This window comes from Bacteroides sp. MSK.18.37, from assembly GCF_019129155.2.
In the GTDB taxonomy this organism is placed as follows: domain Bacteria; phylum Bacteroidota; class Bacteroidia; order Bacteroidales; family Bacteroidaceae; genus Bacteroides; species Bacteroides ovatus.
Window position 1 is genome coordinate 1,590,807 of sequence record NZ_JAHOIB020000001.1, and the last position, 22,304, is coordinate 1,613,110.

The window sequence follows — 22,304 nt, forward strand, 5'->3', positions numbered from 1 at the left end:
TGTGTGTTACAATGTTTCGACGCAAAGATAACAAAACAGAACCAGTTCTAAAATATAACTGACGTAAAAGATTACTTTCGTGTTATTATAATATCATCAAAGCATAGTTCCAATGACTGATTATCGGGTTTGTACTCCGTCCAATCTTTCGGATCGCCACTTTCGTTGTCTACCATTAAATGATAATAAGAGAAGCCAGAGTGTGGATCAGGCAAGGTTTGTGCGAAATTGTTAGGCAAAGTTCCCCGATGGCTTTACAGGTCTGCTTTTAAGTAATCCCTTAAGGTATATTTACTCCAATAGTGAATGGCGCATTCATGTATATAAAATAGCCTTGCTTCCAAAGTCTTAGCTTTGGATATGATTTCGGTATGATGACTAAAGCCGATTGAAAGAAAGTCAGACCAGTTAAATTCATCAGCCACTGGCTGATGAATTTCTACAAGAAGCAATTTTTCATTCAACACCAAGTCATCAGCCGTTGGCTGATGATTTAAAACCTTATCCCACTCCTCATAAAAAATACGCATTATAGTTCGTTTATGGTTTGTAGCTCACCGCTATTCGTTAGCACAGGTATTGTCAACAACTTTAACTCCCCTACCAATCCGATACATTTATAAGTTCTTAGGAGTAACGATTCGGCAACAATCAAGCTGCATTGATGTTCTGGGATTTGCATACCGTCAAACAACTCGCATTTTCATAATACGAATTTATAGTAAACTGTTATCAATTGTTGTTTACCTTATCATCAAACCATTTGTAGTCTATAACCGGATATGTATTATAAACACTATCTATATAGAGACGATTCGATAAAATTCTTTCATCTCCATAATATATTGTCCACTTGGCAATATGTTTTTCCTTATCCGACCATTCAAATTTATAATGATTCCCGACTGGGAAGAAATATTCTTCATCAGCCAATTCTTGAACACTATTACATGTATCAATAATCGGCATTTCACTATAAGTAATCCAGATTATAGAATCTCCTTTGAGGACTATTTTTTGAGGAGTTTTAAAATTATCATCTTCTAAATCAGGATAATTATAAACGACATATCCGCTATCCGTCTTTGTCAATTCCATCCACGTTGTTTCATAAACTTTTTTAGGCGTTTCCTGCTTAGATTGTATAGAGCAAGATATTATGCACACAGCAACTAATAATAACTTTACTATATTCTTCATATTCCTTATTTATAGTCTATTTTAAGAGAATACTATGTTTGTCCAACAACTTTAGATTTTGTTGTGCCTGAATTACATAATCGTCATCGGCTCGCCCTTGCAAAATCACGGTCATGAAGTCATTATATGCCTCTTTCTCTTTGCCGGCTTTCCAATAGACATAAGCACGCCAGAAGTAACTGCATACTACTTCATATTTCTGATCAATACAATAATTCAAATCACTATATGCTTTATTAATGCTATCCACATACCAATAAGCAATACCTCTTTGCAAACAAATTTCTTCCAGCGCAACATCTTTAGGATCTATTTTATCATAAAATATCACTTGGGCGCATCCATACACTTCCTGCTTTATTCTTTCTGCTGCATTAAAGTCGTCAATTGCACTTTGGTAATTGTTCAATTCTAAATTTGCGTTTCCTCTGTTAAGCCAAGCCATTATATATGTAGAGTCTTGTCTTATAACATAACAATAGTCTTTTATAGCTTCAGAATATTGTTTTAACGCAAACTTATCGGCTCCTCTGTTTATATAGGCAGGTAGATAAGTCGGGTCATTTTGAATTAATTTATTCCAGACTACAATTGCTTCATGATACTTCTTCTGATTATCAAGACTTACTGCTTCATCAAATAATTTGTTTGTCCTAGAACAAGATAGAAACAACAATGCTATTACAATAAATATACACTTATGTCTTTTCATAATCCGAATTCTGATTTATATCCATTACGATTCTTTGTCTAATGTCTTACGCTTGATTTTTCAATTCATTCTTTCTCTTTTTCCACAACTGCCACGAATTAATAATATTCTGCCACAACACATACGAACCGGGAGCCACAGAAGACAATGGATTCAAATAAGTATGTGCCATCCAAATAGCCAGAATCGTATTCTTTTGTCCCAACGCCTGCCCGCCACTGATACGGTCATTATAAATTGAGCCGATTGTCTTCCCCAAAAAGAACTGCAAACAGCAGGCAATCAGTGCTCCGACAGCAATCATGATTTCCGTAAAACCATCCGCTGGGTCATTGAGCAAGGAATACAATGTCTGCGCTGTTACGATAGCTAAAGACACAGCCCACAAATAAAAAGCAAGTTCATGATAGCCCAATAACTTCTGATGCACTTTTGGCAAACACTTACTCAACAACCAGGCAGCCAAAAAAGGACAAATCAACAACGGAAATACCTTACCTAAAATAACAAGAAACGCCTCCCAAAAAGTGACATCAGGATGCACCTCCACCAAAGGAAAAAGAATAGGCACAGCAATAGCCGCACCGATATTTGCTATCAATGTATAAGTAGTCAGACTGGCTGCACTCCCACCCAACTTGGAAGTAATCACCGCAGCAGCCGTAGCCGTAGGACAAATAATACAAACCATCACTCCCTCTGCTACTATTTTATCAAAGCGATAAAGCAACAAATAAGCAGCCAACGCTCCGCCAATCTGAATCAATAACAACCACAAATGGAGAGGTTTAGGCTTCAAATCACGAGGAGATACCTTACAGAAGGTCAATAGCAACATCGTAAAAATAAGATAGGGAGTCAGAAAAGAAAGGCTGATAAACAGCGGATAACCTATAGCACCTACCAGCATAGCAATAGGTAACGTCCAATTCTTCAAAAACTTAAGCATCGTCGTACATTTTAACTTCGAAGCACAAAGTAACGGAGATTTCAGGAAAAAAGCTACCATTAAACCGAAAAAAACACAAAACTTAATGGCAAATAATGAGTTTTCTACAAATTTCTACTACATTTGCACCGTATTATAGATATGAAACTGAATAGACCGTACATATTATACATATTCATTTGCCTCTGGCTACTTTTTCTACCCTCATGTACTAACCACTTATGGGGGAAGGATTTTGTAGTAGTTATCGACGCAGGACATGGCGGACATGATCCGGGCGCCATCGGCAAAATCTCGAAAGAGAAAAATATCAATCTGAACGTTGCCCTGAAAGTGGGAAATCTGATTAAAAGGAATTGCGACGACGTCAAAGTGATTTACACTCGTAGCAAAGATGTATTCATCCCTTTAGACCGACGCGCAGAAATCGCGAACAACGCGAAGGCTGATCTCTTCATTTCCATTCACACCAACGCACTGGCTAACAACCGTACCGCAAAAGGTGCTTCAACCTGGACACTGGGTTTAGCCAAATCAGACGCTAATCTGGAAGTTGCCAAGCGAGAGAACTCCGTAATCCTCTACGAAAGTGACTACAAAACAAGATATGCCGGTTTCAACCCGAACTCTGCCGAGTCATATATTATATTTGAATTCATGCAAGATAAATACATGGAACAGAGTGTACACCTGGCTTCTCTGATGCAGAAACAATTTCGCCAAACTTGTAGAAGGGCAGACCGTGGAGTGCATCAAGCCGGATTCCTTGTCTTAAAAGCGAGTGCCATGCCGAGCATTCTGATAGAACTAGGATTTATCTCTACGCCCGAAGAGGAGCGCTATCTGAATTCTGAAGAAGGGGCCGGCACCATGGCAAAAGGCATCTACCGTGCTTTCTTAAATTATAAGAGAGAACATGAACTGCGCCTAACAGGAGTCAGCAAAACGATCGTCCCAACCGAACAGGAAGAAGACAATGCCCCGGCAATTGCCCAAAAGGATACCGAAAGCGTGAACACAGCTCCCCAACAGGAAAAGCTATTGGCCGAAGCAAAAACAAAACCTGCCGCGACAGCAAAAACAGCACCGAAACGCCCAATTGTAGTAGAGAGTGCAACCAATGACAGTGAAATTACGTTTAAGATACAGATACTTACTTCTTCCAAACCTCTCGCCAAAAACGACAAACGGCTGAAAGGACTGAAAGAGGTAGATTATTATAAGGAAGGGGGAATATACAAATATACGTATGGAGCCTCCTCCGATTATAACAAGGTGTTGCGTACGAAGCGCACCATTACGGCACAATTCAAAGACGCCTTTATCATCGCTTTCCGGAACGGCGAGAAAATGAACGTCAATGAAGCGATTGCCGAATTCAAAAAAAGAAGAAATAAATAAAAAGATAAAATGAAGTACATTACAAAAGAAGTCAGAATAGGTATTGCAGGTATCGTTGCACTATGTGTGCTTATATACGGAATTAACTGGCTGAAAGGTATACACATGTTTCAACCTTCCAGCTATTTCTATGCCAAATTTGAAAACGTAAACGGACTCACCAAATCAAGCCCGGTATTTGCCGACGGTGTTCGTGTAGGTATCGTGCGTGACATCTATTATGATTATGCCAAACCCGGAAATGTAATTGTCGAAGTGGAACTGGACACGGAACTGCGGATTCCCAAAGGAAGTAGCGCCGAGCTTGTATCCGAACTTATGGGAGGCGTACGCATGAATATTCTTCTGGCAAACAACCCGCGCGAAAAATATGCCGTAGGAGATACGATCCCCGGCACACTGAACAACGGAATGATGGAAAGCGCGGCAAAACTGATCCCCAAGGTAGAAGAAATGCTTCCGAAACTGGATTCTATCCTCATCTCTCTGAACAATATATTAGGAGACAAGAGCATCCCTGCCACCCTGCACTCGATAGAGAAGACAACCGCCAACCTGGCAGTAGTCAGTTCGCAGGTAAAAGGGCTGATGAGTAATGACATACCTCAACTCACCAGTAAACTGAACACCATCGGAGACAACTTCGTTGTTATCAGCGGAAATTTGAAAGAAGTAGACTATGCAGCCACTTTCAAAAAAATAGACGAAACGCTGGCTAACGTAAAAATACTTACAGAAAAATTAAACAGCAAAGATAACACAATCGGACTGCTCTTCAACGACCCGACTTTATACAATAATCTGAATGCAACAACTGAAAATGCAGCCAGCTTATTAGAAGACCTGAAAGAGCATCCGAAACGGTACGTTCACTTCTCATTATTCGGCAAGAAAGACAAGTAGCAAATTATCGTTATATAGATTTTATCTAAATAACGAAGGGCTTTCAAAAGAAAGTAGATTGCTCTTCAAATGTCTATCTACAAACCGAAATAATATTCCCGTACAAACGTACAAAAGTGAGAAAAAAGGCTAAAATTATATATATAAGACATTAACATACAGATACTTATAAAACTGCAAGAGAGGGTAAACAGAGTGTGTCCGACAACAAACGCATAAGTCATTGAAAGTAAACACATTATTGTTAGCATGAAAAAAACAAGAAAAAATAGATTTGTTTTTTCCGAATAAGATTCCCAATTTTGCAAATGTAGAAGTTTTGCTTAATTAATAAATGTATTAAAAGTTACTATGATTGAATCAAATCATGTCGTACTTTGGAACCGCTGTCTCGACGTTATTAAAGACAATGTTCCCGAGACGACATATAATACTTGGTTTGCCCCTATTGTTCCGTTGAAATATGAGGACAAAACGTTGATCTTACAGATCCCGAGCCAGTTTTTCTATGAAATACTGGAAGAGAGATTCGTAGATCTTATACGTAAGACATTATATAAGGTCATTGGCGAAGGAACCAAGTTGATGTACAATGTCATGGTGGACAAGACTTCGATTCCGAATCAAACCGTGAATCTCGAAGCAAGCAATCGTTCTACGGCTGTTACTCCCAAAAGCATAATCGGAGGAAACAAAGCTCCCAGCTTCCTACAGGCTCCTGCCGTTCAGGATTTGGACCCGCATTTGAATCCCAATTATAATTTTGAGAACTTCATTGAAGGATACAGCAATAAACTTTCAAGAAGTGTGGCGGAAGCCGTAGCGCAAAAACCGGGAGGGACTGCTTTCAACCCGTTATTCCTTTATGGAGCATCCGGAGTAGGAAAGACGCACCTGGCAAACGCAATAGGCACGAAAATCAAAGAAATTTATCCAGAGAAAAGAGTATTGTACGTTTCGGCACATTTGTTCCAGGTACAATATACGGATTCTGTACGCAATAACACGACTAACGACTTTATTAACTTTTACCAGACGATTGATGTATTAATCATTGATGATATTCAGGAGTTTGCCGGTGTCACCAAGACTCAAAACAACTTCTTCCATATCTTCAATCATTTACACCAGAACGGCAAACAGCTCATATTAACTTCAGACCGTGCTCCTGTATTGTTGCAAGGTATTGAAGAACGCCTCCTGACCCGTTTCAAATGGGGTATGGTAGCCGAGCTTGAAAAGCCGACGGTAGAACTTCGCAAAAACATTCTACGCAACAAGATACACCGCGACGGGTTACAATTCCCGCCGGAAGTGATCGATTATATTGCCGAAAATGTGAATGAAAGTGTACGCGATCTGGAAGGTATCGTCATTGCTATCATGGCTCGTTCCACTATTTTCAACAAAGAAATAGATTTGGATTTGGCACAACACATTGTACATGGCGTGGTTCATAACGAAACTAAAGCGGTTACCATCGATGATATCCTCAAAGTGGTATGCAAGCATTTTGATCTGGAACCGTCTGCCATACATACAAAATCCAGAAAAAGGGAAGTCGTTCAAGCACGACAGATCGCCATGTATCTAGCTAAAAACCACACAGACTTTTCAACTTCTAAGATAGGTAAGTTTATCGGTAACAAAGACCATGCAACGGTACTTCACGCCTGCAAAACCGTAAAAGGACAATTGGAGGTGGACAAAAGCTTTAGTGCAGAAGTACAGGAAATAGAATCGTTACTGAAAAAGAGAAACTGAAATCAAGTATCAAGTATTAAGCATTACCGTTGCTATACAATATCGCATGATAAAGTCCATCCGCATGGATAATACTTAATACTTGATACTTAATACTTATTTCAAGAATCCTTGCTGGCGAAGTACTTTCAATAGATTTTCGGACATAAATTCGTTATCTTTCTTTGTGTAACGCACGTCTGTAAAGACTTGAGCCAATGTTTCTTTTTTATTTTCTTCGATAAACTGCTTGTTTTCCGGCAATGATTCTTTGTAGGCATAGAGTTTATCTATTCCTTCCGGTGTATAGTCGTGATATTTTTCATCGTGCACGGCAGCTTCCAAAGGCAAACGGTCTACTTGTGCGGGAATACCGTCCGGATAGCCTACCGTTATTGTGGTGAGAGGAAATACCAGTTCGGGGAGTTGGAGGGTATCAATAATCATTTGAGGATTATAAGTGGTAGTTCCTAAATAACAAATGCCGAGTCCTGCTTCTTCCGCCAGCGTACAAAAAGTCTGCGCAACAAGCAAAGTATCCATAGACGCATTCATAAAAGACATTAAATTATCGTAGCCCGGCACTGCTTTCCGCTGTTCACACCATTTGCTGAAACGACGGAAATCAGCACAAAAAGTCAATACGACTGGAGCATTTTTTACCATCGGCTGATTGAAATGAGCAGGCGAAAGTTTCTCCTTCATTTCCGCATCGCGAGTCACAATCACACTATAAAGTTGCATCCCACCCATCGTAGAAGCACGGAAAGAGGTTTCAAGCAAATCATTTAACAAACTCGGATTTATATCTTTAGGCAGATATTTCCGGATAGTTCTTCTGTTCTTTACGGTTTCAAACATATCTTTTTTTTGCAAAGATATAAAAAGAAAAAAATAATCCACCACACTAGTGGAATAGAATAGTTTTCTTTTTGGAGAACTTTAACCTTTGAACAAAATTCAATTCTAACTGTTTATCAAATACTTAGCATAAACAAATGGAAAACTTGCAACCTGTTAATAAATTAATTCATTTTTATTTTGATAGATGAAAAAACATTCTTAGCTTTGCGCCTACATTTGTTAACGATAAGTAAACTTCTACATATTACTTATTAAAAACGAGATTTAACACAAATTGAATCGTGGAAAAACAGATTTATTCTTACGACGAAGCCTATGAAGAATCTTTACGATATTTTCAAGGCGACGAGCTTGCTGCAAGGGTTTGGGTAAACAAATACGCAGTAAAGGATTCTTTCGGTAATATCTATGAAAAATCCCCGGAAGACATGCATTGGAGAATTGCAAATGAAGTGGCACGCGTAGAATCGAAGTATCCGAATGCGTTGACAGCAAAAGAACTGTATGATTTACTGGATCACTTCAAGTACATCGTCCCCCAAGGTAGCCCGATGACAGGAATCGGTAACGACTACCAGGTTGCTTCACTATCCAACTGCTTCGTTATCGGAGTGGACGGTGCAGCCGACTCTTATGGCGCTATCATCAAAATCGACGAAGAACAGGTACAACTAATGAAAAGACGCGGTGGTGTAGGTCATGACTTATCACACATCCGTCCGAAAGGTTCTCCCGTTAAAAACTCGGCGTTGACTTCTACCGGTCTTGTTCCGTTCATGGAACGATATTCGAATTCCACTCGTGAAGTAGCTCAAGACGGACGTCGCGGTGCATTGATGTTGAGCGTGTCTATCAAGCATCCGGATTCGGAAGCATTCATTGATGCCAAGATGACCGAAGGTAAAGTGACCGGAGCAAACGTTTCTGTCAAGTTGGACGACGCTTTCATGCAGGCTGCCGTAGACGAAAAGCCGTATGTACAGCAATATCCTATCGACTCTGCCCAACCTACATTCACCAAGGAAATCGACGCTTCTACCTTGTGGAAGAAAATCGTTCACAATGCATGGAAATCGGCAGAACCGGGCGTTTTGTTCTGGGATACGATTATCCGTGAATCTGTGCCTGATTGTTATGCAGACCTGGGGTATAGAACGGTATCTACCAACCCATGCGGAGAAATTCCTCTATGTCCTTACGATTCTTGCCGCTTATTGGCTATCAATCTATATTCTTATGTGGTAAATCCGTTCAAACCGGATGCTTATTTTGATTTCGACTTGTTCCAAAAACACGTGGCTCTCGCTCAACGGATCATGGACGATATTATCGATCTCGAACTAGAGAAGATCGAACGTATCATGACCAAGATTGACGAAGATCCGGAAAACGAAGAAGTGAAACATGCGGAACGTGCACTTTGGGAGAAAATCTACAAGAAGAGCGGACAAGGTCGTCGTACCGGCGTAGGTATCACTGCAGAAGGTGATATGCTTGCTGCTTTAGGATTACGTTACGGAACGGAAGAAGCAACGGAATTCTCTGAAAAAGTACACAAGACAGTAGCTCTCGGTGCCTATCGTTCTTCAGTGGAAATGGCCAAAGAACGCGGTGCCTTCGAAATATACAATAGCGAACGTGAACAGAACAATCCGTTCATCCAACGCTTGGCAGCAGCCGACCCGAAACTGTATGAGGACATGAAGAAATACGGTCGCCGCAACATTGCCTGTCTGACGATTGCTCCAACCGGAACGACCAGTTTGATGACGCAGACCACTTCGGGTATCGAGCCTGTATTCCTGCCTGTTTACAAACGTAGAAGAAAGGTAAACCCGAACGATACGAATGTGCATGTAGACTTTGTAGACGAAACAGGGGACGCATTTGAAGAATACATCGTATTCCATCATAAATTTGTTACCTGGATGGAAGCTAACGGATACGATCCGGCCAGACGTTACACCCAAGAAGAGATTGACGAACTGGTTGCCAAATCTCCTTATTACAAAGCGACTTCTAACGATGTCGACTGGTTGATGAAGGTGAAAATGCAGGGAAGAATCCAGAAATGGGTAGACCACTCTATCAGCGTAACCATCAATCTGCCGAACGATGTGGACGAGGATTTAGTAAACCGCCTGTATGTAGAGGCATGGAAATCCGGCTGTAAAGGTTGTACCGTATATCGTGACGGTTCACGCTCCGGAGTACTGATCTCTACGAAATCGGATAAGGACAAGAAAGAAGGACTTCCTCCTTGCAAACCGCCTACGGTTGTAGAGGTACGTCCGAGAATATTGGAAGCAGACGTTGTCCGTTTCCAGAACAACAAGGAAAAATGGGTAGCTTTTGTCGGATTATTGGACGGACACCCCTATGAAATATTCACTGGTTTGCAAGATGACGACGAAGGTATCTTGCTGCCTAAGAGCGTAACTTGCGGACGTATCATCAAAAATGTGGATGAAGACGGTACCAAACGTTACGACTTCCAATTCGAGAACAAACGCGGATATAAGACGACCATTGAAGGATTGTCAGAGAAGTTCAACAAGGAATACTGGAACTATGCAAAATTGATTTCCGGCGTGCTTCGCTACCGGATGCCGATTGAACAGGTTATCAAACTGGTTGGCTCTCTGCAATTGAACAGTGAAAGTATCAACACTTGGAAAAACGGTGTAGAACGTGCATTGAAGAAGTATATTCAGGATGGAACGGAAGCCAAAGGTAAGAAGTGCCCGAACTGTGGCAACGAGACATTGGTTTATCAGGAAGGCTGTCTGATTTGTACTACTTGCGGCGCTTCCAGATGTGGATAATAGTCCTACGTATGTTAATTAATATATAAACAAAAGATTAAAAGGAGTCCGGTGCGGCTCCTTTTATTTTTTATTCAAAAAAATGTCTTATACTTGCAGTGTCTTACATATACAATCAAAATCTAATATATATGATTCTATCATTTAATATTGAATACCGCACCAATTGGGGAGAAGAAGTAAGGATTTCCGGCTTATTTCCGGAATCAATTCCTTTACACACCACCGATGGTATCTATTGGACGGCAGAACTTGAGCTTGAAGTCCCTCAAGAAGGGATGACCATCAATTATAGCTATCAGATAGAGCAAAACGGAATAGTTATCCGCAAGGAATGGGACAGTTTTTCGAGATCTATTTTCTTATCAGGCAGTTCCAGGAAGATATACAGAATCAATGATTGCTGGAAAAATATTCCGGAACAACTGTATCTTTATAGTTCTGCTTTTACAGAAGCCTTACTGGCACATCCTGAAAAAGAGAATATCCCGCAAAGATATAAGAAGGGACTGGTTATCAAGGCCTACGCCCCACGTATCAACAAAGATTATTGCCTGGCAATTTGTGGCAACCAGAAATCATTAGGTCACTGGGACCCGGAGAAAGCGGTATTGATGAGTGATACCAATTTCCCGGAATGGCAGATAGAGCTGGACGCCAGCAAACTTAAATATCCGCTGGAATATAAATTCATCCTCTACAACAAACAGGAAAAGAAAGCAGACTGCTGGGAGAAAAACCCTAACCGCTATCTGGCAGACCCGGAACTGAAGACCAACGAAACGCTCGTGATTTCCGACCGATATGCTTATTTCGACATTCCCGCATGGAAAGGGGCAGGAATCGCTATACCCGTATTTTCTTTAAAATCAGAGAAAAGTTTCGGAGTAGGTGATTTCGGCGACTTGAAACGTATGGTAGACTGGGCAGTAAATACTCGCCAGAAAGTTATTCAGATTTTACCGGTCAACGACACCACCATGACTCATGCATGGACGGACTCTTATCCTTATAACAGCATTTCTATTTATGCTTTCCATCCGATGTATGCGGATATCAGGCAAATGGGAACTCTGAAAGATAAAGAAGCGGCATCAAAATTCAGCAAGAAGCAAAAGGAACTGAACAGCCTCCCTGCTATTGACTACGAAGCGGTCAACCAAACAAAATGGGAGTTTTTCAACTTACTGTTCCGACAGGAAGGAGAAAAGGTATTGGCTTCCAAAGGTTTCAAAGATTTCTTTGAAACGAACAAGGAATGGCTGCAACCTTATGCAGTCTTTAGTTATCTGCGCGATGCCTACAAAACGCCCAATTTCCGCAAATGGCCGCGACACTCTGTTTACCAAGCGGAAGATATAGAAAAAATGTGCCAACCGGGAACGGCAGATTATCCGCACATCTCGTTGTATTATTATATCCAGTATCATCTGCATCTACAGCTGTTGTCTGCAACCGAATATGCCCGCCAACACGGTGTTGTATTAAAGGGGGATATTCCGATTGGTATCAGCCGCAACAGCGTGGAAGCCTGGACAGAACCTCATTACTTCAATCTAAACGGACAAGCGGGTGCTCCGCCCGATGATTTCTCGATCAACGGGCAAAACTGGGGATTCCCCACATACAACTGGGATGTCATGGAAAAAGACGGATACCGCTGGTGGATGAAGCGTTTTCAGAAAATGGCAGAATACTTCGATGCTTACCGGATCGATCATATCCTCGGGTTCTTCCGTATTTGGGAAATACCAATGCACGCTGTACACGGATTGTTAGGTCAGTTTGATCCTTCTTTACCGATGAGCCGGGAAGAAATCGAAAGTTATGGTCTAACGTTCCGGGATGAATATCTGCTACCATTCATCCATGAATCTTTCCTCGGACAGTTGTTCGGACCGCATACCCATTTAGTCAAACAGGACTTTCTTCAATTGATTGATGACTCCGGACTTTATCGGATGAAACCGGGATTCGAAACACAACGGGAGGTAGAACAATTCTTTGCTGGTAGAAATGATGAAGATAGTATCTGGATTCGGGAAGGGCTTTATTCATTAATCAGTAACGTCTTATTTGTTGCGGATAAGAAAGAGGAAGGTAAATACCACCCGCGTATCGGTGTGCAACGAGATTTCGTATTCCGGTCGCTGAACGAAGAAGAGAAAAATGCGTTTAACAGACTATACGACCAGTATTATTACCATCGGCACAACGAGTTCTGGTATCAACAGGCTATGAAGAAGTTACCTCAACTGACACAATCAACCCGCATGTTGGTTTGTGGAGAAGATTTGGGGATGATTCCTGCTTGTGTGTCGTCGGTGATGAATGAGCTCCGGATTCTTAGTCTGGAAATTCAGCGGATGCCTAAGAATCCGATGCATGAATTCGGGCATTTAAATGAGTATCCGTACCGGTCTGTCTGCACAATCTCCACTCACGATATGTCTACGTTGCGTGGCTGGTGGGAAGAAGATTATCAACAGACCCAACGTTACTATAATGCAACGTTAGGACATTATGGAGTTGCACCGACAACTGCCACCCCGGAGTTGTGCGAGGAAATCGTACGCAACCATCTCAACAGTAATTCCATTCTCTGTATCTTGTCTTTCCAGGATTGGTTATCGATAGACGGGAAATGGAGAAATCCGAATGTGGCGGAAGAGCGAATTAATGTTCCATCCAATCCACGAAACTACTGGAGATACCGGATGCATCTCACTCTGGAGCAGTTGATGAAAGCAAAAACACTTAATGATAAGATTAGCGAATTGATTAAATACACAGGAAGAGATCCGAATAAATAGAATAAAAGATACAAGTAACTTTCTAAAAGGATATTTTCCGGACACTACCGACGCGGATAACACTAGATTAAGAACGCTAAAAATCTATGTGATCCGCGTCATTCGTTTTTCAAGGATATATTGATAACAGAGGTAAAATAAGGAGTTTCAAAACATAGTCAACCATTTTTTTCGCAATAATATCATTACTATATATCATACTTTTTCGCTTTTCGCATCATTCGTTTATTTTTTCAATGTTCCTCTTTTTATTCCGATTTATAAAGTATCTTTGCGCCGAAAAAGAGAAATTAAAAGAGATAATGGAAGGCAACCAGAGCAGACGTATTGATTTTGTGGACTTAACCAAAGGAGTCTGCATTATCCTTGTGGTAATGGCACACGTTGGAGGGGCCTTCGAACAACTGGATACGAATTCGATGTTATCCTGTTTCCGCATGCCGCTTTACTTCTTTATCTCGGGAGTGTTTTTCAAATCATACGAAGGCCTGTTCGGATTCATCCTACGAAAAATAAACAAATTGATTATTCCTTTTCTTTTCTTCTATCTAAGTGCATTTCTAATGAAATACATTGTTTGGAAGATTGCTCCGAGGGTATTTCAACTGCCTGTGTCGTGGAATGAACTCTTGGTTGTATTTCATGGACACGACCTTATCAAGTTCAATCCACCGATCTGGTTTCTACTCGCATTATTCAATTGCAACATCCTGTTTTATCTAATTCACTTTCTGCGCGAAAAGCATCTGCTTGTCATGTTCGCTGTGACAATCCTGATTGGTTGCGCAGGATTTTATCTCGGAAAATTACAGATAGAATTACCCCTGTATATAGATGTTTCCATGACTGCCCTCCCCTTCTATGTAGCCGGTTTCTGGATCCGACGGTATAATTTCTTTCTATATCCCAGCCATCGTTTCGACAAACTGATACCGGTTTTTGTTGTATTGGCACTGGTGGTAATGTACTTTACCGCTACCACATTGGGTATGCGTACTAACAATTATACGGGAAATATTTTTCAAGTATATATCGCTGCGTTTGCAGGAATATTTATGATTATGTTACTTTGCAAAAAAGTGAAGAAGATAAAGGTTGTTTCTTACTTGGGACGATATTCAATCATCACCTTGAGTATTCATGGACCGATACTTCATTTTTTAGGTCCATTAGTCAGCCGTTATATTCACAATAGTTGGGCACAGGCAAGCGCACTTCTGCTTATAACATTAAGCATCTGCCTTCTGCTCACACCCGTCTTTCTTAAAGTGATTCCACAAATGGTTGCACAGAAAGACCTGTTAAAAGTCAAACAAGATCACACTAAAAAGACAGTATATGAAGATAAACAGTAGCTATATCCTTTTGAAAGAAATTCGTTGTTACGCCTATCATGGAGTTGCACCGCAAGAAAATCTGATTGGGAATGAATATCTCATTGACCTGAAACTGAAAGTAGATATCAGCAAAGCTGCCCGGACAGATGAAGTTACCGACACCGTCAACTATGCTGAAGTACATCAGGTGATAGAAAATGAAATGGCTGTTCCCTCAAAATTGCTGGAACACGTTAGCGGACGGATTATACAAAAACTCTTTGACCAATTCCCCTGTATTGAAGAAATCGAACTCCGGCTTTCCAAACGAAACCCACCGATGGGAGCAGATATAGAGTCTGCAGGAATTGAGCTACACTGCAGCAGGAAATAAGATAATCACAGCTGGAAATGAAACATAAATGACGAAATGCAGATAATACGATATTAATAAAGTAATCCGTATCATCTGCATTCCTTTTTAAGCAAGATCTGCTTCTATTTTCACAGCCGTAAACTACCGCTTATTTTCTCTTCTTTTTTCTTCTATTTACCGATTCTACAGCCTCCGTCACCACGGGTTTATCCTGGAAACGTTTTGTATAGCTGGAATAGTCCGGATGAATGCGTTCGTAATCAGGATCCATAAATAACGGACTGGAAATAATATGATCCGCCGTAGAACGGTTACAACAGAAAACAATATTTTCTACACCGGCCAAACGGGTTAATGCTTTTACATCCGTATCATGCGGTTGCAATGTCATGGGGTCCGTGAAGAAAAAGAGATAATCAATCTGCCCATCCACAATACGTGATCCCATCTGTTGGTCACCACCTAACGGACCTGATTTTAAAATCGTAAAATCCCACTCTTCATCAGGATGTTTCTCCTTCAATGCTTCCAATATCAAAGTACCCGTAGTACCTGTACAATAGAATTTATTACCCATCAACAGTTCCGAGTTCCACAGTACCCATTCGATGAGGTCTTTTTTCATTGCATCATGCGCTACCAGCCCGATGCCTCTTCTAACCTTTGATTTCATTTGCTATCCTTTTAAATCCGACAATTGAGAGAATCGTTTGCATCCCCTCGCATAAAACTGCCACAAGATACTACTTTTTGTCCGTTCAGGTATCGGATTCAAAGTTTTTTTTCTCATATTCTCTTCACGGGATAAAGAAAACGACGGACATAATCGTTTATACTCTTTACGCGCACGCATCACAGCACTAGCATTATCCCAGTGCCCTTGCAACAAGAAATTGAACGCCGCCAGATAATCGAGACAAGTCCGGATACGCATCACTTTATTTAACTCCTCCTGTGGAAGATTCTTATAGAGCATGACAAGATTATTACGGAAATTAAGAAAAGTCTTATGAGGATTCTCTTTTTTAAGAGTAGCTCCTCCTACATGATAGACAATACTTTGAGGTACACAGACAATCTCACGATTCCGCGAACGAAGTCGCCAGCACAAATCTATTTCTTCCATGTGAGCAAAAAAACGTCCATCCAATCCTCCTACATTCACATAATCAGTGTGCCGGATAAACAACGCTGCCCCCGTTGCCCAAAAAACAGGAATCACCGTATCATATTGGCCTTCATCCTTCTCCACAACTCCCATTATACGCCCCCTGCAAAAAGGATAACCATATTTATCAATAAAGCCACCAGCCGCTCCGGCATATTCAAAATATTCTTTTTGTCGTTGACTTCGTATCTTCGGCTGACAAGCAGCCACCTCCGGATGAGCATCCAAATAAGCAATCATTGGTTCCAGCCAATGCTCCGTCACCTCGACATCTGAATTCAAAAGAACTACATATTCTGCGTCGACCTGCTGCAATGCCCAATTATATCCATCGGCAAAGCCATAATTTTGGTCGAGCACAATCGTTCTGACAGAAGGAAATTCCTGTTGAAGCAAACTCACAGAAGTGTCCGTAGAGCCATTGTCAGCTACACAGACCTCAACCCCCTCCCCCTCTGAATAGCGGACGACGGACGGAAGAAAAGTACGAAGCATATCGCACCCGTTCCAATTCAAGATTACAACTGAAACCTTCATCACTATTCTTTCTTCTTATTCAATTCCTCCTGTTCCAGCTGATCAGCCTCTTCTTTGGTTAATTTCCAGCGTTTATGAGACCATAACCAGTATGCCGGTTCCCTGCGAATCGTTTGCTCCAACCTATGGGCAAACATTTCTGTGATTTCTCCTTCTCTTGTTTCTTTCGGTGTTTCCGTCATTAACTTGAACTCCGCTTCACAATACCCTCTACGCTTCTTACTAAGCTCACAATAAAAAACAGGAAAGTTCATCATTTTAGCAATACGCTCCGCACCATCCAGGAAAGCCGTCTCCTGCCCCAAAAAAGTAGTCCAGTATTTATCATACCCACTGGGCCATTGATCGGTAATCAGCCCAACTACCATCTTTTTCCCATCACGTTTCAACTTAATAATTTCACGTGCTGTAGAATGTTTCGGGATATTATATCCCCCGAAACGAGAACGAATACGTTTAAATAATTCGTCCAGATATTTATCTCTCAATGGTTTATAAACTTGCACAGGGACATCTTCCGGTTTCATGATTGATCCCATACCTATTAACCACTCATAATTGGCGTAATGAGGAATCATTACTATAATACCTCCATACTTTTCAGTCAGTTCCAGATATTGCTCCGTATTCTTATAAGTCATTCTTGCACAAAGCTCTTCGGCAGACATATGCAACAATTTCAAATCCTCAAGCATATAATCCGACAGATAGCGATAAAATTTACGCTCTATCTGCAATCTCTCCGCATCTGTTTTTTCCGGGAACGATCTAAGCAAGTTTCCCCGAACCACTCTCCGGCGATATTTCCCAATACGATACATCAACAGACAATTAAGATCCGAGAGCATATACAAAACCCGGAACGGAAGTGCCGAAAACAACCACATTCCACTATATACCAGCCAATAGATAAGTTTGGATCTCATACTTATATCAAAATTGTACTTTTAAGTGCCGTCCTCTCTTCATTAAAGTCTCCCAGGCGTACATCAACCACCCGATTATCCAGTGAATCATCATTTTCCACCTCTACACGGATATAATTCTCCGTAAATCCATGCATCGGAACACCTGTCTTCGATTTTTCCATCAGCACCGGCATTACCTGCCCGATATGACGCGCGTAAAAAGCCTGTGTCTTTTGGTCCGATAGTGTCAACAGACGTTGACTACGCTGATGCTTCTCTTCCGGAGAAACCACATATTCTATTTTTAAGGCTTGCGTTCCAGGACGTTCGGAATAGCTAAACACATGCAACTGCGTCACATCCAGTCCATCAATAAACTGATAAGCCTGTTCAAAGTATTCGGGCGTTTCTCCACGGGTTCCCACAATCACGTCCACTCCGATAAAAGCATCCGGCATCACCTCTTTTATCTTCCTTACTTTCGAAGCAAAAAGAGCAGTGTCATAACGACGGCGCATTAGCTGCAAAACCTCATCACAACCGGATTGCAAAGGGATATGAAAATGAGGCATAAAACTGCGGGAGTGAGACACAAACTCAATAATCGCATCAGTCAACAGATTGGGTTCTATGGAAGAGATACGATAACGTTCGATTCCTTCAACCTGATCCAATGCTTTTACTAAATCAAAGAAACTCTCTCCTGTTGTTTTGCCAAAGTCTCCGATATTCACTCCGGTCAGAACAATTTCTTTTCCTCCCTCGGCAGCCGCTTGACGGGCCTGTTCAACCATGGAAGCAATAGTCCCGTTACGACTTCGTCCCCGGGCAAAAGGAATCGTGCAATAAGAACAAAAGTAATCGCATCCATCCTGCACCTTCAAAAAGAAACGGGTACGGTCTCCCCGTGAACACGAGGGAGAGAATGAACGGATATCTTTGGTCGTCGTAGTGATAGCTTCTCCTTTTTCATGCTTTTGGAGGTCGCCCAGATATTGAAGCAATTCTCCTTTCTGTTCCGCTCCCAACACTACGTCCACTCCATCTATCTTTGCCACATCACCGGGCTTCAATTGCGCATAACATCCGGTCACTACCACAAAAGCACCAGGGTGTTGTTTTACCAGACGATGAATCGCTTGCCGGCATTTCTTATCCGCCATCTCCGTCACCGAACAGGTATTTACCACACAGATATCAGCTTTCTCTCCTTTACGCGCAGTCCGAACTCCTGCCTCACGCAGAATTTTACCAATAGTTGAAGTCTCTGAAAAATTTAATTTGCAGCCTAAAGTATAATAAACGGCTGTCTTATTTTGAAATACAGTGGTATCTATCATAAGCTGTTATAAACACATTAACTTTGCAAAGTTACACATTATTATTAGTAAAACGCTTTTGGATACGAAAGTTTATTCCTATTTTTGCACAATTCACTAAAAAACGTGCAATGATTAAAGAGAATTTCATTAAACTATACGAAAATAGTTTTCGTGAAAATTGGGATCTACCTTGTTACACAGATTATGGAGAAGATACCCAATATACTTATGGGGAGGTAGCTGAAAAAATCGCCCGTTTACATCTGTTATTCAAACATTGTAGCCTCCGCAGAGGGGATAAGATTTCAGTTATCGGCAAAAACAACGCTCACTGGTGCATCGCCTATATGGCAACCATCACGTATGGAGCAATCATTGTTCCCATCCTTCAAGACTTTACCCCCAACGATGTTCATCATATCGTCAATCATTCCGAATCTGTATTTCTGTTCACCAGCGACAGCATTTGGGACAATCTGGAAGAGGAAAAATTAGCCGGATTACGAGGCGTATTCTCACTGACCGATTTCCGGTGTCTTTATCAGCGTGACGGAGAAACCATACAGAAGTTTCTGAAAAATACCGATAAAGAGATGCATTCTTTGTATCCGAAAGGATTTACCCGTGAAGATGTTCAGTATACCACTTTATCCAATGATAAAGTGATGCTGTTAAACTACACTTCCGGAACCACTGGTTTCAGTAAAGGTGTAATGCTGACAGGAAACAATCTTGCCGGTAACGTCACTTTTGGTATTCGTACCGAACTCCTTAAAAAGGGGGATAAAGTGCTGTCTTTCCTTCCCCTCGCTCACGCATACGGTTGTGCATTTGACTTTCTGACAGCGACCGCTGTCGGCACTCACGTCACTCTGCTTGGTAAAACTCCTTCTCCGAAGATTATAATGAAGGCTTTTGAGGAAGTGAAACCCAACCTTATTATTACTGTCCCGCTAGTGATCGAAAAGATATATAAGAATATCATCCAGCCACTCATTAATAAAAAAGGTATGAAGTGGGCACTCAATATTCCGCTGCTCGACACACAGATCTACAACCAGATACGCAAAAGACTGATTGATGCACTGGGAGGTCGGTTTAAGGAAATCATTATCGGCGGCGCCGCTATGGACAAGGAAGTAGAAGAATTCTTCTACAAAATTAAATTCCCTTTTACTATAGGTTACGGTATGACGGAATGTGGGCCACTAATCAGCTATGCCCCTTGGGATGAGTTTGTACTAGGCTCTTCCGGAAAGATTCTGGATATAATGGAAGCACGTATCTATAAAGAAAACCCTGAAGCAGAAACCGGAGAAATCCAGGTTCGGGGAGAGAATGTGATGGTGGGCTATTACAAGAATCAGGAAGCAACGCAGGAAGTATTCACGCAGGACGGCTGGCTACGCACCGGTGATCTCGGTTCCATGGACAGCAACGGAAATATTTTCATCCGGGGACGCCTCAAGACCATGATCTTAAGTTCAAGCGGACAGAACATCTTCCCCGAAGAGTTGGAAACAAAACTGAATAACCTGCCTTTCATTCTTGAAAGTCTCGTTATCGAACGCAACAAAAAATTAGTAGCACTCGTTTATGCCGATTATGAAGCGTTGGATTCTCTCGGATTAAACAATCCGAATAACCTGAAAACAATCATGGATGAAAATCTTAAGAATCTGAACAGCAATGTAGCCGCTTATGAAAAAATCAGCAGAATCCAACTTTATCCTACTGAATTTGAAAAAACGCCCAAAAGAAGCATAAAAAGATACTTATATAACAGTATTGCTGTCGATTAGCATGTTCTAAAACATATAAAAAGGGGAGAAAAGCGGCTAGTTACAAAAAAAAAATATAAAAAAAGTTGGCGTTTCGAGAACAACATATTGAAAAAGTACATACCTTTGCATCGTTTTAATAAAGCAATTGATTGTATTACGTTTTTAAAAAGCAAAGAAAATGAAAAAATTAGTTTTGATGGCCGTAGCTATCGTAGCAGTATCATTCGCATCATGTGGTAACAAAGCAGCTGACGCAGCAAAAGCAACTCAGGATTCTATCCGTATCGCTGACTCAATCGCAGCAGTAGAAGCAGCAGCTCTTGAAGCTGAACAAGCAGCAGCCGCAGCAGCAGATTCTTTGAATGCTGATAGCACTGCAACTGAAACTGTAGCTGAATAATTCAGAAACAGCTTAGAGAGAATTGAAAGTCTGCCATGCAAAAGCATGCACAGACTTTTTTTATGCTTCAATTTTAGCAATTCACACGCTATTTAGCGTATGAACTCTTCACAAAAGGAGCGTCCAACAAATAATCCAAGCTCACTTCCACACTCTCTTCTACCGGCATACTATAACCCTCGATTTCAGCAACGAGATAGTTAACACCTGCAGTTTTTGCATTCTTAAAGATAGCGTCAAAACCTACCATTCCGCTTTGTCCGATCTCTCTGTGATCCTTAACATGGAATATCTTGAAGCGGCCGGGATATTTATTAAAATAATCAACAGGACTGTTTTGTCCGCGAACTACCCAATAAAGGTCCATCTGGAAGAAGACATATTCAGGATTCGTATGTTCCAGCATATAATCATACATTACTTTATCTTCTACTTTCTGAAATTCATGAGCGTGATTATGATATCCAAATGACAAACCTTGTTGTTTGCAACGTTTGCCTATCTCATTAAAATAAGTGCAATATGTATTCAAATCTTTAAGCGTTTTTGGAACATCCATCCAAGGAGCTACGATGTACTTCATTCCTGCAGCTTTATGATCGGCAATACACTGATCCCACCATTGAAGAGACTCTGACAAGTCACCGGAAGCCAATTCTTCTTTGGACAATTGTCTGGTACAATGTGAAGACAAAACTTTTAATCCTGCCGATTCGACATCTTTCTTAAACTGTTGGGGAGTCCGGTCATAAAATTTACCGTTGTTATAATTGGCAGCTTCAACACCGGTATATCCCATGTTTGCCAATTTCTTCAGAAGAGCAGTATAAGTGGGGTCACACTTACCATTTTTATTGTCTACCTTATTCAATATATCTCTGACAGAATAGAGTTGAATAGCTACTTCTTTTTTAGCTTTCTTCTTAGTTTGTGCCGTCATTGCCTGTGGAATCATGAAAAGAGCAGCCAACGCACATAAATAAATTTTTGTTTTCATATAATAGATATCAGGGGATTACAATTATTAGATTTATATAGAAAAAACAGGCACGGATTACACAGACCTCACGGTTACTCTATGGC

18 protein-coding genes and 1 pseudogene are annotated in these 22,304 nt (G+C 41.0%); 9 read left to right on the plus strand and 10 right to left on the minus strand.

Annotation, left to right across the window (positions count from 1 at the left end):
• Positions 1-257 precede the first annotated feature (257 nt).
• The 4 genes and pseudogenes from KSX81_RS06650 to KSX81_RS06665 all read right to left on the minus strand — a co-directional run.
• Positions 258-530, minus strand: a pseudogene (locus tag KSX81_RS06650) (DUF1016 N-terminal domain-containing protein); the annotation flags it as partial.
• Between the two features lie 202 nt (positions 531-732).
• Positions 733-1,200, minus strand: coding sequence for a hypothetical protein (locus tag KSX81_RS06655; protein ID WP_004299353.1), 468 nt, complete (start codon positions 1,198-1,200; stop codon positions 733-735).
• Positions 1,201-1,216: 16 nt separating this feature from the next.
• A complete protein-coding gene (locus tag KSX81_RS06660) occupies positions 1,217-1,912 on the minus strand; it encodes a tetratricopeptide repeat protein (RefSeq protein WP_004299352.1) in 696 nt (231 codons plus the stop codon).
• 46 nt (positions 1,913-1,958) lie between these two features.
• Positions 1,959-2,921 carry a bile acid:sodium symporter family protein gene (locus KSX81_RS06665; protein ID WP_004299351.1) on the minus strand — a complete coding sequence of 321 codons (963 nt, stop codon included), beginning with the start codon at positions 2,919-2,921 and terminating at the stop codon, positions 1,959-1,961.
• 81 nt (positions 2,922-3,002) lie between these two features.
• Here KSX81_RS06665 and KSX81_RS06670 point away from each other — a divergent pair, with 81 nt between their 5' ends.
• The 3 genes from KSX81_RS06670 to dnaA all read left to right on the plus strand — a co-directional run bounded on the left by KSX81_RS06670 (position 3,003) and on the right by dnaA (position 6,929).
• Positions 3,003-4,262, plus strand: coding sequence for an N-acetylmuramoyl-L-alanine amidase (locus KSX81_RS06670; RefSeq protein WP_004299350.1), 1,260 nt, complete (start codon positions 3,003-3,005; stop codon positions 4,260-4,262).
• A 9-nt stretch (positions 4,263-4,271) separates the two neighbouring features.
• Positions 4,272-5,165 (plus strand): MlaD family protein, encoded by an 894-nt coding sequence (locus KSX81_RS06675; protein WP_004299349.1) that lies wholly within the window; start codon positions 4,272-4,274, stop codon positions 5,163-5,165.
• A gap of 351 nt (positions 5,166-5,516) precedes the next feature.
• Positions 5,517-6,929 (plus strand): chromosomal replication initiator protein DnaA, encoded by a 1,413-nt coding sequence (dnaA, locus tag KSX81_RS06680; protein ID WP_004299347.1) that lies wholly within the window; start codon positions 5,517-5,519, stop codon positions 6,927-6,929.
• 96 nt (positions 6,930-7,025) lie between these two features.
• On the opposite strand, the gene KSX81_RS06685 is transcribed toward dnaA, so the two are convergent.
• Positions 7,026-7,769: an NADPH-dependent oxidoreductase gene (locus tag KSX81_RS06685; protein WP_004321972.1), complete on the minus strand. Its 744-nt coding sequence runs from the start codon at positions 7,767-7,769 to the stop codon at positions 7,026-7,028.
• A 284-nt stretch (positions 7,770-8,053) separates the two neighbouring features.
• Here KSX81_RS06685 and KSX81_RS06690 point away from each other — a divergent pair, with 284 nt between their 5' ends.
• From KSX81_RS06690 to folB, 4 genes are all read left to right on the plus strand, one after another.
• Complete coding sequence (locus KSX81_RS06690) at positions 8,054-10,597, plus strand: adenosylcobalamin-dependent ribonucleoside-diphosphate reductase (RefSeq protein WP_004299345.1); 2,544 nt, start codon at positions 8,054-8,056, stop codon at positions 10,595-10,597.
• Between the two features lie 131 nt (positions 10,598-10,728).
• Positions 10,729-13,410: a 4-alpha-glucanotransferase gene (locus KSX81_RS06695; RefSeq protein WP_004299344.1), complete on the plus strand. Its 2,682-nt coding sequence runs from the start codon at positions 10,729-10,731 to the stop codon at positions 13,408-13,410.
• A gap of 302 nt (positions 13,411-13,712) precedes the next feature.
• The gene (locus KSX81_RS06700; protein WP_008998905.1) at positions 13,713-14,765 is read left to right on the plus strand and encodes an acyltransferase family protein; all 1,053 of its coding nucleotides are present in this window, start codon (positions 13,713-13,715) and stop codon (positions 14,763-14,765) included.
• A complete protein-coding gene (gene folB, locus KSX81_RS06705) occupies positions 14,749-15,120 on the plus strand; it encodes a dihydroneopterin aldolase (protein WP_004299342.1) in 372 nt (123 codons plus the stop codon). The genes KSX81_RS06700 and folB overlap by 17 nt, the downstream gene beginning before the upstream one ends.
• A gap of 130 nt (positions 15,121-15,250) precedes the next feature.
• Here folB and KSX81_RS06710 read toward each other — a convergent pair whose 3' ends face one another.
• The 4 genes from KSX81_RS06710 to mtaB are packed head-to-tail and all read right to left on the minus strand — an operon-like array spanning position 15,251 to position 19,055.
• Positions 15,251-15,775, minus strand: coding sequence for a methylglyoxal synthase (locus tag KSX81_RS06710; protein ID WP_004299341.1), 525 nt, complete (start codon positions 15,773-15,775; stop codon positions 15,251-15,253).
• A gap of 3 nt (positions 15,776-15,778) precedes the next feature.
• Positions 15,779-16,807 (minus strand): glycosyltransferase family 2 protein, encoded by a 1,029-nt coding sequence (locus KSX81_RS06715; protein WP_004299340.1) that lies wholly within the window; start codon positions 16,805-16,807, stop codon positions 15,779-15,781.
• A 2-nt stretch (positions 16,808-16,809) separates the two neighbouring features.
• The gene (locus KSX81_RS06720) at positions 16,810-17,733 is read right to left on the minus strand and encodes a lysophospholipid acyltransferase family protein (RefSeq protein ID WP_004306618.1); all 924 of its coding nucleotides are present in this window, start codon (positions 17,731-17,733) and stop codon (positions 16,810-16,812) included.
• A gap of 2 nt (positions 17,734-17,735) precedes the next feature.
• Positions 17,736-19,055, minus strand: a complete 1,320-nt coding sequence (mtaB, locus tag KSX81_RS06725; protein ID WP_118418361.1) for a tRNA (N(6)-L-threonylcarbamoyladenosine(37)-C(2))-methylthiotransferase MtaB — start codon at positions 19,053-19,055, stop codon at positions 17,736-17,738.
• Between the two features lie 110 nt (positions 19,056-19,165).
• On the opposite strand from mtaB, the gene KSX81_RS06730 reads away from it, so the two are divergent.
• The gene (locus tag KSX81_RS06730) at positions 19,166-20,839 is read left to right on the plus strand and encodes a long-chain fatty acid--CoA ligase (RefSeq protein ID WP_004306616.1); all 1,674 of its coding nucleotides are present in this window, start codon (positions 19,166-19,168) and stop codon (positions 20,837-20,839) included.
• A gap of 160 nt (positions 20,840-20,999) precedes the next feature.
• Positions 21,000-21,221, plus strand: coding sequence for a hypothetical protein (locus KSX81_RS06735; RefSeq protein WP_004299336.1), 222 nt, complete (start codon positions 21,000-21,002; stop codon positions 21,219-21,221).
• Positions 21,222-21,309: 88 nt separating this feature from the next.
• Here KSX81_RS06735 and KSX81_RS06740 read toward each other — a convergent pair whose 3' ends face one another.
• Positions 21,310-22,218: a sugar phosphate isomerase/epimerase family protein gene (locus KSX81_RS06740; protein ID WP_004299335.1), complete on the minus strand. Its 909-nt coding sequence runs from the start codon at positions 22,216-22,218 to the stop codon at positions 21,310-21,312.
• Positions 22,219-22,304 lie beyond the last annotated feature (86 nt).

Coding starts and splice junctions, on each gene's coding strand:
- folB (WP_004299342.1), top strand. CDS start 14,749: ATGAAGATAAACAGTAGCTATATCCTTTTGAAAGAAATTCGTTGTTAC.
- KSX81_RS06720 (WP_004306618.1), bottom strand. CDS start 17,733: ATGAGATCCAAACTTATCTATTGGCTGGTATATAGTGGAATGTGGTTG.
- mtaB (WP_118418361.1), bottom strand. CDS start 19,055: ATGATAGATACCACTGTATTTCAAAATAAGACAGCCGTTTATTATACT.
- KSX81_RS06715 (WP_004299340.1), bottom strand. CDS start 16,807: ATGAAGGTTTCAGTTGTAATCTTGAATTGGAACGGGTGCGATATGCTT.
- KSX81_RS06710 (WP_004299341.1), bottom strand. CDS start 15,775: ATGAAATCAAAGGTTAGAAGAGGCATCGGGCTGGTAGCGCATGATGCA.
- KSX81_RS06695 (WP_004299344.1), top strand. CDS start 10,729: ATGATTCTATCATTTAATATTGAATACCGCACCAATTGGGGAGAAGAA.
- KSX81_RS06735 (WP_004299336.1), top strand. CDS start 21,000: ATGAAAAAATTAGTTTTGATGGCCGTAGCTATCGTAGCAGTATCATTC.
- KSX81_RS06740 (WP_004299335.1), bottom strand. CDS start 22,218: ATGAAAACAAAAATTTATTTATGTGCGTTGGCTGCTCTTTTCATGATT.
- KSX81_RS06675 (WP_004299349.1), top strand. CDS start 4,272: ATGAAGTACATTACAAAAGAAGTCAGAATAGGTATTGCAGGTATCGTT.
- KSX81_RS06730 (WP_004306616.1), top strand. CDS start 19,166: ATGATTAAAGAGAATTTCATTAAACTATACGAAAATAGTTTTCGTGAA.
- KSX81_RS06665 (WP_004299351.1), bottom strand. CDS start 2,921: ATGGTAGCTTTTTTCCTGAAATCTCCGTTACTTTGTGCTTCGAAGTTA.
- KSX81_RS06700 (WP_008998905.1), top strand. CDS start 13,713: ATGGAAGGCAACCAGAGCAGACGTATTGATTTTGTGGACTTAACCAAA.
- dnaA (WP_004299347.1), top strand. CDS start 5,517: ATGATTGAATCAAATCATGTCGTACTTTGGAACCGCTGTCTCGACGTT.
- KSX81_RS06655 (WP_004299353.1), bottom strand. CDS start 1,200: ATGAAGAATATAGTAAAGTTATTATTAGTTGCTGTGTGCATAATATCT.
- KSX81_RS06670 (WP_004299350.1), top strand. CDS start 3,003: ATGAAACTGAATAGACCGTACATATTATACATATTCATTTGCCTCTGG.
- KSX81_RS06685 (WP_004321972.1), bottom strand. CDS start 7,769: ATGTTTGAAACCGTAAAGAACAGAAGAACTATCCGGAAATATCTGCCT.
- KSX81_RS06660 (WP_004299352.1), bottom strand. CDS start 1,912: ATGAAAAGACATAAGTGTATATTTATTGTAATAGCATTGTTGTTTCTA.